Genomic DNA, 15,823 nt, shown 5'->3' with positions numbered 1-15,823 from the left:
GAATTGAGGAGATGGAGAGCGCCTCAAGGCGCCCTCATTAAAGCTTTGCTTCGGCGGCCGCAACGACGGCGTCGGCGGTGATGCCGAAATGCTTGTAAACTTCCTTGACCGGGCCGGAAGCACCGAAGCTCTTCATGCCGATGAAGGTGCCTTCCGGTCCGATGAACGCATCCCAGCCTTCGCGAACGGCGGCTTCGACGGCGATCTTGACCGGCGAGTTGCCGAGGATTCCCTTGCGATAGGCTTCCGGCTGCTCGAAGAACAGTTCCGTGCAGGGAACCGACACGACGCGGACGGTGACGCCCTTGGCTTCGAGTGCCGTACGGGCTGCAACGGCGATTTCGACTTCGGAGCCGGAGGCGAAGATCGTCACCTTGGCGTCGGCATTGCCGGCGAGCACATAGGCGCCCTGTTCGCAAAGGTTCTTTTCGCTGTATTCGGTGCGGGCTGCGAGCAGGTTCTGACGCGTCAGAGCAAGGCCCGAGGGACGGTTGTGCGTCTTGATGGCGATCTGCCAGCATTCCGCCGTTTCCGTAGCGTCGGCCGGACGAAAGACCATCAGGTTCGGGATGGCGCGCAGACCGGCGAGCTGTTCGACCGGCTGGTGCGTCGGACCGTCTTCGCCGACGCCGATCGAGTCATGCGTCAGGACGTGAATGACGCGGATGCCCATCAGCGAAGCAAGGCGGATCGGCGGGCGGCAATAATCCGAGAAGATCAGGAAGCCGCCGCTATAGGGGATGAGGCCGCCATGCAGCGCAATGCCGTTCATGGCAGACGCCATGCCATGCTCGCGAATGCCCCAATGCATATAACGACCGGCGAAATCCGTCGGGGTGATCGAATGCATCTGGCTGGTCTTGGTGTTGTTCGACGGCGTCAGGTCGGCGGAGCCGCCGAGCGTTTCCGGCAGGAAGCCGTTGATGACCTCGAGCGCGTCTTCCGAAGCCTTGCGGGTCGCAACAGTCGGCTTGGTCTCGGCGAGCTTCTTTTTGTATGTGCTGATCGCGGCGTCGAAGCCTTCCGGCAACTCGCCTGCCATGCGGCGGGTGAACTCGGCCTTGGCCGGAGCCTTGGCGAGGCCGTCTTCCCAAGCCTTGACGAGCTCGACGGAGCGGGCGCCGGCTACACGCCAGCTGTCGAGCACGTCCGACGGGATGACGAAGGCTTCGGCTTCCCAGTTCAACGCCTTGCGGGTGGCCGCGATTTCCTCGGCGCCGAGTGGGTTGCCGTGGACCTTGTGCGTGCCCTGCTTGTTCGGGGCGCCGAAGCCGATGATCGTCTTGCAGGCGATGAAGGTCGGGCGGTCGGACTTGTGGGCAGCTTCGATCGCGGCGGCGATGGCAGCCTGATCGTGACCGTCGATCTCGATCGTGTTCCAGTGAACGGCCTTGAAGCGGGCGATTTGATCGGTGGAATCCGACAGCGACACGGCGCCGTCGATGGTGATCGAGTTATTGTCCCAGAACAGGATGAGCTTGTTGAGCTTCAGGTGGCCGGCGAGCGCGATGGCTTCGTGGCTGATGCCCTCCATCAGGCAGCCGTCGCCGCAGATCGCATAGGTATAGTGATCCTGGAGATCGGAGCCGAACTCCTCGCGCAGCTTGCGTTCGGCAATCGCCATGCCGACGGAATTGGCAATGCCCTGGCCGAGCGGACCCGTCGTCGTTTCGATGCCGGTCGCGTGACCGTATTCCGGATGGCCGGCGGTCTTCGAGCCGAGCTGACGGAACTGCTTCAGATCCTCGATCGTCATGTCAGGATAGCCGGTCAGATACAGCAGCGAATAGAGCAGCATCGAGCCATGGCCGGCCGACAGCACGAAGCGATCGCGGTTAGGCCAGTGCGGCTTCTTCGGATCGAACTTCAGATATTTGGTGAACAGGACCGTTGCCACGTCAGCCATGCCCATCGGCATGCCCGGGTGGCCGGAGTTCGCCTTTTCGACGGCGTCCATGGCGAGAAAACGGATCGCATTCGCCATCCGGTCGTGTTGTTCGGGAGAGGTCATGGCTTTTCCGCAAGTTCCGGGTGTCGGGGGATGGCCTCGAGCCTCCAAGACCATCGAGTGAAAGCGGCAGAGACATAGCAGTTGGGGCGGGCAAGTCAATAAATGGCAGGTCAAATCCGGGCGCGCAGCGGCGATTTTTGACATTTGATCGCGCGATTGTACAAATGACGAATCTGGTGTGGCGAGCCTATGTAAAACGCTCATCCACAGGATAGGCCGGTGGGCAAGTGACAGGATTTATTGACGGGCCGTCGGCGAGCTGCATATCCTTTTGAAATCGTAGGGTCGGCGCGGCGTGCCGATTCGCGGATCCTGCGCGGGAATCGGAAAGACATGATGCCCACAGGCAAAACCATGGAAGCAGCGCTCAACGAATTGAGACAGGCGATATCGAGCCTCGAAAACGCCGTCGACATGCGCGTCGAGCGGCAGCGCGAGCAGGGCGAGATCGAGGGCGAGGTGCGGCGTGTGCACGCCGATCGTTCGCGGCTCGCGCAGGAACTCGACCAGGCCGAATTCCGCGCCAACCGGCTCGAAGAGGTTAATCGCGAGGTGTCGCGGCGGCTGGTGACGGCCATGGAAACGATCCGCGCGGTTCTGGATCGCTGATAGAAAGAGTTTGGCATGGCGCAGGTGACGGTAACGATCGACGGCAAGGCCTATCGCATGGCCTGCGAGGAAGGCCAGGAGGATCACCTGACCGATCTCGCCACCCGCTTCGACCGCTATGTCGGCCATCTCAAGGATCAGTTCGGGGAAATCGGCGATCTCAGGATCACCGTCATGGCCGGCATCATGATCACGGACGAGATTGCCGAGCTGACGCGCCGCGTCGCCGGATTGGAATCCGAGCTGGAGTCGCTGCGCGGCAATCGCGATACGGTGCTTGCCGCGACCGCCCGGACCGAAGAAAATCTTGCGGCAGCGCTGAGCGAGGTGTCGAGCCGCATCCGCGGCATCACTGACAAGCTGAATGGCCGGTCCGCCCCCGAACTCAATTGATCTCAATTAAATAGGGGCCGCCTTCCGTCGCCACTGGCGCGCCGGCACAAACGACCTTATATATCGCCATGCGGTCTGCGCCTCTCGACAGGAACCACAATCCCTGGGGCCATACTCGATCCAAAGGGAGCTGTCCCTGGCCAGGCCCGTGGGCCTGGACACACGGCGCCCACCTACGTTTGTAGGCACCCAGGATCGTAAACATCCATCGGTGGTCGTGGATCGCACCCTTCCTTCCATTTTCAGCGAAGACGCCGGATGGCGGGCGAACGTGGGTTACCCGTTCGCCCTTCTTCAGCGCGTCCGTTACTTCTTCAGACCTGGAAGGGTGACCTGGAAGACCTGGAGCATGGTGTCGACGTCGGGACCGCCGTCCGCCTTGTAGGCGGCGCCCACCTGGAATCCATCCTGCGTCAAGAAGTCGTTGTCATTGGCGACGAACAGGAAGTAGTCGTCCGGCAGGTTCGGGTCGAGAACGCTCGCCAGACCCATGGCTTCCCATTTTTCCGACAGATTGTTCTTGTCGTTCGGCGCGCCGTTGTGCAGGCCGAAGCGGGCGAGGTCGGCCTTGTCGTTGAGGTCGATGAAGGGTGTCAGCGTCGCCGGCGTCAGCGAGGGATCGACGACGCCCTTCGGTGCGATCGGCTTGCCGTCATCGAAATCGCTGCCGGCGATGTCGGTCGCGGCGGAAATGTCGACGATGTCGACCTTGCGGTAGAGCGAGGTGTCGCCTTTCAGGCCCTGGCCGTTGCCGCTGTCACGGGCGAGCATCAGGAAAGTCTTGTCGGAAAGAGCGACGATTTCGCTCTCAGCGGCGATCGTCGTCTTGTCCTTGGCGTCCTTGAAGACCGGCAGCGGCACGACATATTCGTGCACCAGTTTCAGGTGATCGGGATCGGCGGCGTCATAGATCATGGCGCGGGTATTCTGGCGGGTCGAGCCGGAATCGCCGCCGTCCTGGCGGGCAGCCGATTGCAGCACAGCGATGATGAACTTACCATCAGGCGTCATCGCCATGCCTTCGAGACCCTGGTTGTTCTGGCGGCCGGTCTCCGGATCTTTCGGGTCCGGAGCGGAGGCGCCGGGACCGGGATTGTTGGAGGCAAAGCTCAACGCGCCCTTGCGCATCGGCAAAAGCGCCTTCGGCGGCTGGGTGGCAGAGAGCAGGTGGCCGTCAGCGGAGAAGTGATAGATATAAGGACCATATTCGTCGCTGACGAACATGGTGCCGTCGGCCATGCGGATGATGGCTTCATTGTCGAGCGCGATCTTGCCGTTCGTCGCCTGCGGCAGCGCGGGAAAACTACCGGCAGCAGGGCGGACGCCGGATTCCGGGTCGAGACCGGTCATGTCGCCGCCCTTGTCGTCGACGAAGAGTGTGGAATCGACGAGCTTTGCGTCGACGCCCGACTGTTCCTTGCCGGCCTCGGGTGCAGCACCCGGAGCGGTCGGCGTCAGGCCGATCGAGATGGTGTTCAGGCGTGGCCGGTAATCAACGGTGCCGAGGGCGTTGTAACCGCGGTCGGGCAACAGGTAGAGCGTGCCCCTGTAGCCGGCGCCGTCGCGGCTCCAGGCGGCGGGATCGATCGCCATGCCCGAGCCGGAACCGAAGGTCTCGCCGAATTTGTCACGCTGGTTGGCCGGAATGCGGCCGATGCCCACCAGGCCCTTGTTGACGAAGGTGAGGCCGCCGACGGTGGCGGAATTCTCGGCCATTGCGACAACTGGCACGGCGGCGGATGCCGCGAGAACCGCGGCGAATAGCCGCGCTGTGTAAAGTCTGACATTCTTCATGGAAATACCCTCTCGGTCAAAAGCGCTCTCGAAACGGCTTCCGCCCGCAGGCTGGACACCGCTTCAAATGACACCCCGGCCTGGATTCGATTTCCCGATGGCGCAACACGCCCTGGATTTCGTCGCCCCATATCCCCGGCAGACGGTCTATGACGGGATCGTGATATCTGGATGACACTTCTCAGCGAAAGCGTCATGCTGGAGATGAAGTCGGGCTTTCGCGTGTCCGCATTCCAGCTCGCTGCTCTATCCGACCGGGTAAGGCCCTTCGGCGAAGACCTCATCGTGGTAGCCCTTGGAGCCGACATTCAGCGCCAAAGGGCTTCGCCATTCCCTGTTGTCGCGCAGGCAATCGAGCACGAAACGGAAATCATATCGCGGCTGCCAGCCGAGTTCCCGCCTTGCGCGTTCGTTGACATAGACACGGTCGAGCGAAGGAAACATCTTCCAGCTGCGGGATGCGTAAAGGGCGCCTGCACCCGGGAACAGTCGTTCGACGACGTGAGGCGCGTCGCGCCGGATTGCGGCAAGATCGCTCGCCGAAAACGGCGTCGTGGCGGAGATGATGTAGCGGCCAAAGCCGATTGCCGGCGCCTTTTCGAGCGCCAGCAGATGGGCGCCGACCACGTCGCTGATATCGACGCGGCGGTGAAGAAGCTCGTTGGCCTGGGCGTTCTCTGCCGAATAGCCGTTGCGAATATCAGGATCGTCGTCATTTTCGGGAAAGAAACGCGCCGTCCTGAGAATGACAACCGGCAAGCCGGACTTGCGGGCGAAGAGTTCGCACAGACCTTCGGCGGCGAGTTTCGTCACGCCGTAAATGTTTTTCGCGACGGGAAGTACGTCCTCGGTCACCCATGCCGCCGGTTCGCCGGCAGCCGGCGTCAATGCTGCACCGAAGGTGCTGGTGGTGCTGGTGAAGACGAAGCTTGCAACGCCTGCGCCGACCGCTTCTTCGAGCAGGTTGAGCGTGCCGGCGGCATTGGTGTCGAGGAAATGGCGATTGTCGTGGGTTGCCACATGCGGTTTGTGCAGCGTTGCGGCATGGATGACGTGGCTGATGCCTGACATCGCCTGCCGGACGAAGGCGGGATCACTGATCGAGCCGACCATGTCGGTAAAAGCCGAGGGCTTGATATCGATGCCGCGCACCCACCGGCTTTCTGCCCTCAAGGTTCGCATCAGCGCTTCGCCGAGATGGCCGGCACTTCCCGTTACCAATATCGTCACCACATCGTCTCCTGACCGTTCGGCGGCGGACGCTATAAAGACTAAGGTTTCCAGACAACGCATAAATTATGCAGGGGAATGCAGGAAAGCTTGAGGCTCAGCCGATGGTCGTGACGAGGCGGCCGGTGCTGCCGTCGGAAAGCATGATCCGTTCCCAGGTCACGCGGCCGGCGGCGATCGGCAGCAGCGCATTGCCGTTGGCGCCGGTATCGAGGGTCAACGACGAGAGCCTGCCCTCATGCCAGCCGCGCTCCTCCAGCGACTGCTCGGCGGCGGCGATTTCGGCGGAGGCGTAGGAGAACAGAGAACGGCCGAGAAAGGCGCCGAGCGGCGCTCGCCACTCCGCCTGCCGCGGGCGAGAGGCGGAGAGCAGCCGGTGGGTGCGGTCGCAGATCAGATGCACCGGCCGGACGGAATCCTCGACCAGCCGCTTCAACGCCGCATCGGCTGCCGCATGTCGCGGCGCGGCGAAAATCCGTTCCAGCTTGGCAGCCTGTTCGCCCGACAGGGCGAGCTGATCGCGCTCCCAGCGTGAGACCGTCGCCTGGTTGACGCCGAGGAGTTCGGCGAGATGTTCCTGCTTCATGCTGCGCAGCAGCCGCATGCGGCGTATGCCGGCTCCCGATATCGTCATCTGCCTGATCCCGTGCGTTTTGGCCAGCATAAGGCTTCGGCTGGCCGGCCTGCAAGCTGTTGGGCGGCTGGATCATTATTCGGGCTGGCCCTCGAGGTCGCCCTTCAGCCGATCGAGGATCGACAGGGAATGACCGGCATAGGTGCTGATCCAGCGGTCATAAATGTGCTTGATCGGCAGGCTGTTCAGGTGGTTCCAGCGTTCGCGGCCTTCCTTCCTGGCGATGACCAGGTCAGCCTCCTCCAGTACCTTCAGATGCTGCATCACCGTACAGCGATCCATCTCCGGAAACATCTCGCAAAGGGTCCCCGTGGTTCGGGGGGCATCCTTGAGCAGATCGAGGATTTCGCGGCGGCGATGATGCGCCAGCGCCTTGAAAACGGGGTCGTCGGTTGATTCGCTTGACATGTTATATTTTTATAACATAATGGCACCAAGGACAATGGAACAGACACACTGGAGAAGAGGAGAAGTGTCATGTCTCTCGGAATCCGCATTTCCGGCCGTGTCGGCCGCCCCGTTGCAGAGGTGTTCGATGCCGTCGTCAACCCGAAGAAACTCAGCAGTTATTTCACCACGATCGGCGGAGCGAGCGCACCGCTCGTGAAGGGCACGACGGTGACCTGGTGGAAGGATGCGCCGGTCGAGGTCGTCGAACTGGTGCCGGAAAGCAGCATCGTACTGCGCTGGGATGGCGGCACCGGCGAAGACAAGACGACCTATAAGACGCTGGTGGAGATGAACTTCAAGCCGCTGGAAGACGGCGGCACGCTGGTGACCATCGCCGAGACCGGCTGGCGCGAAGACGATGCCGGCCGGCGCGGCACCTATCTCAACTGCGAAGGCTGGACGCAGATGCTTTGCTGCATGAAGGCCTTCGTCGAATACGGCATCAATCTGCGCGAAGGCATGTTCCTCAGCGAAATGAAGGGTGAGCCGGCCAGCGCGCCTGATGTTTGAACGAGTGCGTCGGTGTCAAGACGATCGGCGGCGCAATCGTCGCATTCGCCAATATCACCGAGACTTCGCTTGCCTGTCGCACTGCGGGTGCTAATTTCCGGATTCGATACTTCATTTCGGTTTCCAGGAGATTCATTATGCAGCTTGGCATGGTTGGTTTGGGCCGCATGGGCAATTATATGGTCCAGCGCTTGATGCGAGGCGGTCACGAATGCGTTGTCTACGACGCCAGGCCGGAAAGCGTTGCCGAGCTCGCAGGCCTCGGTGCGACCGGCAGTGCCTCGCTCGCAGATTTCGTCTCGAAGCTCGCCCATCCGCGCGCGATCTGGCTGATGCTGCCGGCAGCGATCGTCGACAAGGTGCTGGCGAGCCTGGTGCCGCTGCTTGAGAACGGCGATATCGTCATCGACGGCGGCAACTCCTATTATCATGACGATATCCGCCGCGGCGCCGACCTTATCACCAAGGGCATCCACTATGTCGATGTCGGCACAAGTGGCGGCGTCTTCGGCCTCGAGCGCGGTTATTGCCTGATGATCGGCGGCGAGAAGGGCATCGTCGAACACCTGTCCCCGATCTTCGCGACGCTGGCGCCCGGCGTCGGCAAGACCGAAGCCTCGCCGAACCGGAGCGCCGAAGCGGCTGCGGTCAGCACAGCGGAACAGGGTTACCTGCATTGCGGCCCGCATGGCGCCGGTCATTTCGTCAAGATGGTGCATAACGGCATCGAATACGGCCTTATGGCCGCCTATGCCGAAGGTATCAATATTCTGAAACATGCCAATATCGGCGCCGCCTCGCACGAGGCCGATGCGGAGACCGCGCCACTCGCCCATCCGGAATATTTCCAATATGATTTCAACCTGCAGGATGTCGCCGAAGTCTGGCGCCGCGGTAGCGTCATCACCTCCTGGCTGCTCGATCTCACGGCCGATGCGCTGCATGCCGATCCCGCACTTTCGAAATATGCCGGCCGCGTCTCGGACAGCGGCGAAGGCCGCTGGACGATCATGGCGGCAATCGACGAGAGCGTGCCGACGCCGGTGCTGAGCGCTGCGCTCTACGGTCGCTTCTCCTCGCGCGACAATGACGAATTCGCCAATAAGGTGCTGTCGGCGATGCGCGCGGGCTTCGGCGGCCACGTGGAAAAACCGGCCGCGAAATCCTGAAACAATTGAAAGCGCTACAGCGCCCGGCGGCTCTCGAAAAGACACGTGGCGCTGTAGCGCGCGCCGTCATAGCCGAGGCCGTCAGTCCCTGAATCGAGGCCCGAATTGGGACCCTGAATTTGGGATCGACGGTCCGGCTTCTCCGCCTGCCTTCCCGAATGATCTTCGTCTCCATCCTCCTTGCTGGCGGCAGCGGTCGAGGCTATCGATGCTGTCGAAAGACGTTGGCCTTGCATCGGCGGTCGGCGACCCATCGGAGGACGGCAATGAAGCGTGGCATGGCAGGGATCTCCAGGATCGTCCTATTCTGCATAGTGGCGCTGTCGGCGCTTTCTTCGGCAGTCTCGCCGGGTGTCGCGCAGACCCCGCCAGCCGCTCCTGTTACAGCAGGTCCGCCGGCCGAGGTGCGTCAGATGATGGAGCTGATGCAGACGCCTCAGGTCAAACAATGGATGTCGACGCAGATGACGGCGGCACCTGCGAGCGATGCGGCGGCCGGTGACCAGATTTCGGTGCTCTCAGGTCTGCTCCAGCATGCCCGCCGGCACGTCTCGATGGTCTCCGATGCGGCGATGATGCTGCCCTCGCAGGTCGGCCATGCTTCTTCGCTGTTTTTCGGCGAGATCGCCGCCGCCGGCTGGCCGCGCATGGTGGCGCAGTTTCTGGCGATTTTCCTGCTTGGCACCATCGTCGAGCGCATTGCCCGTTATGCCTTTCGCCGCCGCCGCCAGGCGGCGCAGATGGCGGGCATGCATCTCGCCCCGCGCGTCATCCCGGCGCTGATCTTCGCCATGGCGACGGCGCTTGCTCTTCTCAGCGTCAGCTGGCCGCCGGTCAGCCAGAGCATCGCGATCGTTTGCGTTGTCGCGCTCGTGGTCCAGCGCTTCACGATTTGCCTCGGCGGCGTGCTGGTCGATCTCATCGGGCTGGCGCGGGTGGAGGAAGAACGGCAGGGTAACACCGCTGCGATCATGCCGGTGCCGGCGGTTGCATTCTTCTGGTACCGGCGCTGTGCAACCTTCGTCATCTATTTCATTTTCGGCTGGGCGGTGATCCAGTCGATGGAGCCGCTCCGTTATTCCTCAAGCGTGCGGCTCCTCGTCGGCTATATTCTCGGCATCGGCCTGTTGCTGATTGCGATCGAGGCGGTCTGGTCTCGGCCGCACAAGGACGAGAAGCGCGGTCACGGGACATCCTGGTCGCTCACCGTCTATTTCCTCTTGCTCTGGAGCCTTTGGGTCGCAGGCTTCAACTGGCTGCTCTGGCTCGGCATTTACGTGCTGCTGCTGCCGCGCGTGCTTGCCGTCTCGACGATTGCGGTAAAATCGTTGCAGCAGACCGAAGCGAGCTTCCTTGCCACGCGCCGCATTGCAGCCGTGCTGCTCGACCGCGGCGTGCGGGCGCTGATCATTGCCGTTGCCGCCATCTGGCTTGGGCATATGCTCGGCGTCGGCGCCGATACGATGGCCGCCGGCGAAACGATGATCGACAAGATCGCGCGCGGCGTGATCGGCGGCATCGTCATCCTGCTTGCCGCCGATCTGCTCTGGCACGTCATCAAGGCCTATATCGACGGCAAGCTGTTCGAATCATCCGTGGATGGCGGAGCAACGGATGAGGAGAAGGCCAAACGCGCGCGGATACAGACGCTGTTGCCGATCTTCCGCAATATCCTTGCCGTCGTCATTGCCGTCATCGCCGTTCTGATGGTGCTCTCCGGCCTCGGTATCGAAATCGGGCCGCTGATCGCCGGCGCCGGCGTCGTCGGCGTCGCGGTCGGTTTCGGCGCGCAGACGATCGTCAAGGACGTCATCAGCGGCATGTTCTATCTCTGGGACGATGCCTTTCGCATCGGCGAATATATCGAAAGCGGCAGCCACAAGGGCGTGGTCGAGGCCTTCAGCCTGCGCTCGGTCAAGCTCAGGCACCATCGCGGGCCGCTGACGACGGTGCCGTTCGGCGAACTCGGCGCCGTGAAGAACCTCAATCGCGACTGGACGATCGACAAGATCAGCCTCAACGTCAAATACGACACCGATCTCGTCAAGGCGAAGAAGGTGATCAAGCAGATCGGCCAGACGCTGCTCGAAAATCCGGAATTCGGCCCTCATATCATCGAGACGCTGAAGATGAAGGGTGTCGAGCAGTTCGGCGAATTCGCCATCGAAATCCGGCTGTCGATGATGACGAAGCCCGGCGAGCAATTCGTCATCCGCCGCAATGCGCTGGCGATGATCCGCAATGCCTTCCAGGAAAACGGTATCGAATTCGCCGTGCCGACGGTGCAAGTAGCGGGCGACCGCGACGCGGAGGTGGATGCTGCCGTCGCGCGCTATGCCGCGCATGCGCGGGCGAGCGCCGAGCCGGCGGCATGAACCGCTTCACATCGCGCCGGCTGCTGCGATCAGCAGGCCGCCGATGATTGCCATGTTGGTTTTCCAGGTATTGATCGCGCTGTCGCGCGCCGTTCCCTGCATGTCCCAGAAGTTCAGCAGCATGGTGGTGGCGGCCAGCGTGAAGACGATGAGACCGAATGCCGCTGCCGCGACGAACAGGCCGAGCATCAGCAGGATGCCGGCGACGATCTGGAACAGGCTGCCCAAGATCAGCACCCATTTCGCAAAAGGAACGCCGCGGGCTTCGATCGCCTCGGTCAGCGGCACGATGACGAAAAAATGATGAATGCCGCCAGCGACATAGAGGCCGCCGAGCAGCAGGCGGCCGAGGGCAAGCATCACGAAGGCCGAACCATCCTGCATATCGAACCTTTCTCCCGCGTCTCAACTCTCCATCGAGCGCAAGGCTCTGCCGAAGCTTACGAAAATGCAATGTGCTGCGGCGCCCGCCTGCGCAAATTCGCCCCAATTGAGGATGATTGAGGCGCAGGCGGCGGGGCTGGGGTAGCGGCGGCATGGCTTCATAGAGCTTATATGCCTCTCATGTTACGTCATCTGAAATGATTCCCGCCAAGCTGGCAGGTGCAGCAGGGTACGAGAATGTCGGGGCACGGCAATTTGGAAGAGATGGAAGAAACGGGCGGGTTTTCTTTTGGCGGGCTATTCAGACGGTACAGAACGCCGCTGCTGGCAGCCGCGTCACTGGTGGTCTTCTGCCTCGTCGGTTACGCGATCATGCAGCTCACCAACGAGGTGCGCTATGACGACGTCGTCGGTGCGCTGGCCGCCACCAGGCCGAGCGCGATCCTGCTTGCGTTGTTCTTCACGGCGCTCAGTTTCCTCGCACTGATCTTCTATGATCTCAACGCCATCGAATACATCGGCAAGAAGCTGCCCTTTCCGCATGTGGCGCTGACGGCGTTCAGTGCCTATGCCGTCGGCAATACAGCCGGTTTCGGCGCGCTTTCGGGTGGTGCGATCCGCTACCGCGCCTATACCCGCCTCGGGCTCTCGCCGGAGGATATCGGCCGCATCATCGCCTTCGTCACGCTGTCCTTCGGTCTCGGGCTTGCGGGTGTCGCAGCAATCGCCCTCATCGTCATCGCCGACGAGATCGGCCCGCTGATCGGGGTCAGCGCCTTCCTCCTGCGGCTGATCGCCGGTTCGATCGTCGCCATTCTGGCCGCGGTGATGATCATCGGCCGTGACGGGCGCGTGCTCGATCTCGGGCCTGTGGCAATCCGCCTGCCGGATTCGCGCACATGGTCGCGGCAATTCCTCGTCACAGCCTTCGATATCGCCGCCTCGGCGTCGGTACTCTATGTGCTGCTGCCGCAGACGGCCATCGGCTGGCCGGTCTTCCTCGCCGTCTATGCGATCGCTGTCGGTCTCGGCGTGCTCAGTCACGTTCCGGCCGGGCTTGGCGTGTTCGAGACCGTGATCATCGCCTCGCTCGGCAGCGCGGTGAACATCGATGCCGTGCTCGGATCGCTGGTGCTCTACCGGCTGGTCTACCATGTGCTGCCGCTGCTGATCGCCGTGCTCGCGGTCTCGGCGGCGGAGCTGCGTCGTTTCGTCGATCATCCGGCCGCCTCCAGCATGCGGCGCATCGGCGGACGGCTGATGCCGCAGCTGCTGTCGGCTCTCGCACTGCTGCTCGGCGTCATGCTGGTGTTTTCAAGCGTCACGCCGACGCCGGACCAGAACCTCGAATTCCTCTCCAACTATCTGCCACTGCCGATGGTCGAAGGAGCGCATTTTCTCTCCAGCCTGCTGGGGCTGGCCCTCGTCGTCGCCGCGCGCGGTCTCGGCCAGCGGCTCGACGGCGCCTGGTGGGTGGCCGTGTTCTCGGCGCTTGCCGCGTTGACTTTGTCGCTGCTGAAGGCGATCGCGCTCGTCGAAGCCGCTTTTCTCGCCTTCCTCATCTTCGGGCTTTTCGCCAGCCGCCGGCTCTTTACCCGCCAGGCCTCGCTGCTCAACCAGGCGCTGACGGCGTCCTGGCTGATGGCGATCGCCGTGATCGTCGTCGGCGCCGTCGTCATCCTGCTCTTCGTCTATCGCGACGTTGAATACAGCAACCAGCTCTGGTGGCAGTTCGAATTCACCGCCGAGGCCCCGCGCGGGCTGCGCGCCGTCCTCGGCATCACCATCATCTCGTCGGCGATTGCCGTCTTCAGCCTGCTCCGGCCGGCGAGCTTCCGGCCGGAGCAGGCGACGGACGAGGCGCTGGCGCGTGCCGTCGAGATCGTCATGAAGCAGGGCAATGCCGACGCTAATCTGGTGCGCATGGGCGACAAGAGCATCATGTTCTCGGAAAACGGCGATGCCTTCATCATGTATGGCCGGCAGGGCCGCTCCTGGATCGCGCTGTTCGATCCGGTCGGCGACCATCGCGCCGTGCAGGAACTCGTCTGGCGTTTCGTCGAAGCGGCGCGTGCCGCCGGCTGCCGGGCCGTGTTCTACCAGATATCGCCGGCGCTGCTGTCCCATTGCGCCGATGCCGGCCTTCGCGCCTTCAAGCTCGGCGAACTGGCGGTGGCCGATCTCAGGACCTTCGAGATGAAGGGCGGCAAATGGGCGAACCTTCGCCAGACGGCAAGCCGCGCCCAGCGCGACGGGCTGGAATTCGCCGTCGTCGAACCGCAGGACCTGTCTTCGGTCATCGATGATCTAGCCGCCGTTTCCACGGCCTGGCTCGAGCATCACAATGCCAAGGAAAAGGGCTTCTCGCTCGGCGCCTTCGATTCCGATTATGTCTCCTCGCAGCCGGTCGGCATCCTGAAAAAGGACGGCAGGATCGTTGCTTTCGCCAATATCCTCGTGACCGAATCCAGACAGGAGGGCACGATCGATCTCATGCGCTTCTCGCCGGACGCGCCGAAGGGCTCGATGGACTTTCTCTTCGTGCAGATCATGGAATATCTGCGCGGGCAGGGTTTCACTCACTTCAATCTCGGCATGGCGCCTCTCTCCGGCATGTCGAAGCGCGAGGCGGCGCCCGTCTGGGACCGCATCGGCAGCACCGTCTTCGAACACGGCGAGCGCTTCTATAACTTCAAAGGCCTTCGGGCATTCAAATCCAAGTTTCATCCGCACTGGCAACCGCGCTATCTTGCGGTCTCAGGAGGGGGCAATCCGATGATCGCGTTGATGGATGCGACATTTCTGATTGGGGGCGGATTGAAAGGGGTAGTGAGAAAATGATCAGGACAATCCTTCTTGCCACGGCATGCGCCTGCATGCTTGCGGCCGCACCGGCTGGTGCCGCCGAGGAAACCACGCAGAGCTTCGAAACCGGGCTCATCCCATCGCCGCACATCTTCCTGCCGGAAGGGGAGGTTAAGGGCACGGTGATGCTGATCTCGGATGCCGCCGGCTGGGGCGACTATGAGAAGGGCGAAGCCGACAGGTTGGTCGCAGAAGGCGCCGTCGTCATCGGCGTCGACTTTCCATCCTATATCCAGGCGCTCAACCAGTATGACGTCAGCCTTAACGACGGCTGCGTCTATATGGTCTCGGACATCGAATCGCTAAGCCAGCAGGTGCAGCGCGCGACCGGCAACAACGCCTATCACCTGCCGATCGTCGCCGGCATCGGCGAGGGTGGGGCCTTGGCGCTGGCGATCGCCGCGCAAACGCCGGATGCGACGATCGGCCAGACACTTGCCGTTAATCCGGTCGCCGGCATTCCGCTTGCCAAGGAGCTTTGCACGCCGGCATCCAAGCAGGTGGTTGGCGAACGCACCGTCTATGGCCTCAGCGACGGCGTCCTGCCGGACCCGATCATTACCGTCTTCACGCCTGATGCCAACAAGGATGGCCGGGCGCATGCCGAGGCGCTGAAGAAGGCCCATGACGAGATCGAGATCCGCGATTCCACCGACGATGCGCAGACGGCGTTTGCCGATACGCTCGACGATCTCGTCACCGCCTCCGGCGCCTTCGGCAACCCGCTTGGCCTGCCGCTGGCGGTGCTCGAGGCAACGCCGGCCTTCGATACGATGGCGGTGATCTATTCCGGCGACGGCGGCTGGCGCGACATCGACAAGGAGGTCGGCGGCACGCTGCAGAAGGAAGGTATTCCCGTTGTCGGCGTCGATTCGCTCCACTATTTCTGGTCGGAGCGCAAGCCGGAGGAGACCGCCGCCGATCTTTCGAAGATCATCGATTTCTACCGCAAGCAGTGGAAGGTGAAGCATGTGCTGCTCGTCGGTTATTCCTTCGGTGCCGATGTCGTGCCCGCCACCTACCAACTCCTCAAGCCAGCCGAAAAATCGGCGGTGGCGCAAATGTCGCTGCTGTCGCTTTCGCACCAAGTCGACTACGTCATCTCTGTTCTCGGCTGGCTCGGCCAGAAGACGGAAGGGGCGGGAGGCGATCCTGTCGGCGATCTGAAGAACATCGATCCGAAGCTCGTGCAATGCATCTATGGCAAGGACGACGATGACGATGTCGCCTGTCCGGCGCTGAAGGATAGCGGCGCCGAGGTCATCGAACTGCCCGGCGACCATCATTTTGACGAGAATTACGACCTGCTCACGAAGACGATCATCGACGGCCTGAAGAAGCGGCTGCAGAACTAATGCATGTCGCCCAAAACTATGCAGCGGTTTGCACGACAGGCATC

13 protein-coding genes and 1 other RNA gene are annotated in these 15,823 nt (G+C 62.3%); 8 read left to right on the top strand and 6 right to left on the bottom strand.

Annotation, left to right across the window (positions count from 1 at the left end; genetic code table 11):
* Positions 1-37 precede the first annotated feature (37 nt).
* On the bottom strand, positions 38-2,011 hold the full coding sequence (gene tkt, locus RL_RS20670; RefSeq protein ID WP_011653433.1) for a transketolase: 1,974 nt from the start codon (positions 2,009-2,011) through the stop codon (positions 38-40).
* A gap of 333 nt (positions 2,012-2,344) precedes the next feature.
* On the opposite strand from tkt, the gene RL_RS20665 reads away from it, so the two are divergent.
* The 3 genes from RL_RS20665 (at position 2,345) to ssrS (ending at position 3,241) form a co-directional block, all read left to right on the top strand.
* A complete protein-coding gene (locus tag RL_RS20665) occupies positions 2,345-2,620 on the top strand; it encodes a DUF4164 domain-containing protein (RefSeq protein ID WP_012758879.1) in 276 nt (91 codons plus the stop codon).
* 15 nt (positions 2,621-2,635) lie between these two features.
* Positions 2,636-3,013, top strand: a complete 378-nt coding sequence (locus RL_RS20660) for a cell division protein ZapA (RefSeq protein WP_011653431.1) — start codon at positions 2,636-2,638, stop codon at positions 3,011-3,013.
* A gap of 69 nt (positions 3,014-3,082) precedes the next feature.
* Positions 3,083-3,241: non-coding RNA, 6S RNA (gene ssrS, locus RL_RS37055), on the top strand.
* Positions 3,242-3,319: 78 nt separating this feature from the next.
* Here the strand turns inward: ssrS and RL_RS20650 are convergent.
* The 4 genes from RL_RS20650 to RL_RS20635 form a co-directional block, all read right to left on the bottom strand.
* Complete coding sequence (locus RL_RS20650) at positions 3,320-4,807, bottom strand: esterase-like activity of phytase family protein (protein WP_011653430.1); 1,488 nt, start codon at positions 4,805-4,807, stop codon at positions 3,320-3,322.
* Between the two features lie 246 nt (positions 4,808-5,053).
* Positions 5,054-6,037 (bottom strand): NAD-dependent epimerase/dehydratase family protein, encoded by a 984-nt coding sequence (locus RL_RS20645; protein WP_032992877.1) that lies wholly within the window; start codon positions 6,035-6,037, stop codon positions 5,054-5,056.
* A gap of 97 nt (positions 6,038-6,134) precedes the next feature.
* Positions 6,135-6,671, bottom strand: a complete 537-nt coding sequence (locus tag RL_RS20640; RefSeq protein WP_011653428.1) for a helix-turn-helix domain-containing protein — start codon at positions 6,669-6,671, stop codon at positions 6,135-6,137.
* Between the two features lie 75 nt (positions 6,672-6,746).
* Complete coding sequence (locus tag RL_RS20635) at positions 6,747-7,079, bottom strand: ArsR/SmtB family transcription factor (protein ID WP_011653427.1); 333 nt, start codon at positions 7,077-7,079, stop codon at positions 6,747-6,749.
* 69 nt (positions 7,080-7,148) lie between these two features.
* On the opposite strand from RL_RS20635, the gene RL_RS20630 reads away from it, so the two are divergent.
* From RL_RS20630 to RL_RS20615, 3 genes are all read left to right on the top strand, one after another.
* Complete coding sequence (locus tag RL_RS20630) at positions 7,149-7,631, top strand: SRPBCC domain-containing protein (RefSeq protein ID WP_011653426.1); 483 nt, start codon at positions 7,149-7,151, stop codon at positions 7,629-7,631.
* Between the two features lie 137 nt (positions 7,632-7,768).
* On the top strand, positions 7,769-8,800 hold the full coding sequence (gene gnd / locus RL_RS20625) for a phosphogluconate dehydrogenase (NAD(+)-dependent, decarboxylating) (protein ID WP_011653425.1): 1,032 nt from the start codon (positions 7,769-7,771) through the stop codon (positions 8,798-8,800).
* Positions 8,801-9,066: 266 nt separating this feature from the next.
* Positions 9,067-11,175, top strand: coding sequence for a mechanosensitive ion channel family protein (locus tag RL_RS20615; protein ID WP_041936457.1), 2,109 nt, complete (start codon positions 9,067-9,069; stop codon positions 11,173-11,175).
* Between the two features lie 6 nt (positions 11,176-11,181).
* Here the strand turns inward: RL_RS20615 and RL_RS20610 are convergent, their stop codons facing one another.
* Complete coding sequence (locus RL_RS20610) at positions 11,182-11,559, bottom strand: DoxX family protein (RefSeq protein WP_041936456.1); 378 nt, start codon at positions 11,557-11,559, stop codon at positions 11,182-11,184.
* 237 nt (positions 11,560-11,796) lie between these two features.
* On the opposite strand from RL_RS20610, the gene mprF reads away from it, so the two are divergent.
* Together mprF and RL_RS20600 are read left to right on the top strand one after the other, a co-directional pair.
* Complete coding sequence (gene mprF / locus RL_RS20605; RefSeq protein ID WP_011653422.1) at positions 11,797-14,400, top strand: bifunctional lysylphosphatidylglycerol flippase/synthetase MprF; 2,604 nt, start codon at positions 11,797-11,799, stop codon at positions 14,398-14,400.
* Positions 14,397-15,779, top strand: coding sequence for a virulence factor family protein (locus tag RL_RS20600; RefSeq protein WP_011653421.1), 1,383 nt, complete (start codon positions 14,397-14,399; stop codon positions 15,777-15,779). The genes mprF and RL_RS20600 overlap by 4 nt, the downstream gene beginning before the upstream one ends.
* Positions 15,780-15,823 lie beyond the last annotated feature (44 nt).

Source organism: Rhizobium johnstonii 3841, assembly GCF_000009265.1.
Taxonomy (GTDB): Bacteria; Pseudomonadota; Alphaproteobacteria; order Rhizobiales; family Rhizobiaceae; genus Rhizobium; species Rhizobium acaciae.
Note: the sequence above shows the minus strand (reverse complement) of the source record. Positions and strands in the feature narration are given on the sequence as shown.

Coding starts and splice junctions, on each gene's coding strand:
- RL_RS20635 (WP_011653427.1), bottom strand. CDS start 7,079: ATGTCAAGCGAATCAACCGACGACCCCGTTTTCAAGGCGCTGGCGCAT.
- RL_RS20610 (WP_041936456.1), bottom strand. CDS start 11,559: ATGCAGGATGGTTCGGCCTTCGTGATGCTTGCCCTCGGCCGCCTGCTG.
- RL_RS20600 (WP_011653421.1), top strand. CDS start 14,397: ATGATCAGGACAATCCTTCTTGCCACGGCATGCGCCTGCATGCTTGCG.
- tkt (WP_011653433.1), bottom strand. CDS start 2,011: ATGACCTCTCCCGAACAACACGACCGGATGGCGAATGCGATCCGTTTT.
- gnd (WP_011653425.1), top strand. CDS start 7,769: ATGCAGCTTGGCATGGTTGGTTTGGGCCGCATGGGCAATTATATGGTC.
- RL_RS20650 (WP_011653430.1), bottom strand. CDS start 4,807: ATGAAGAATGTCAGACTTTACACAGCGCGGCTATTCGCCGCGGTTCTC.
- RL_RS20660 (WP_011653431.1), top strand. CDS start 2,636: ATGGCGCAGGTGACGGTAACGATCGACGGCAAGGCCTATCGCATGGCC.
- mprF (WP_011653422.1), top strand. CDS start 11,797: ATGTCGGGGCACGGCAATTTGGAAGAGATGGAAGAAACGGGCGGGTTT.
- RL_RS20665 (WP_012758879.1), top strand. CDS start 2,345: ATGATGCCCACAGGCAAAACCATGGAAGCAGCGCTCAACGAATTGAGA.
- RL_RS20640 (WP_011653428.1), bottom strand. CDS start 6,671: ATGACGATATCGGGAGCCGGCATACGCCGCATGCGGCTGCTGCGCAGC.
- RL_RS20615 (WP_041936457.1), top strand. CDS start 9,067: ATGAAGCGTGGCATGGCAGGGATCTCCAGGATCGTCCTATTCTGCATA.
- RL_RS20630 (WP_011653426.1), top strand. CDS start 7,149: ATGTCTCTCGGAATCCGCATTTCCGGCCGTGTCGGCCGCCCCGTTGCA.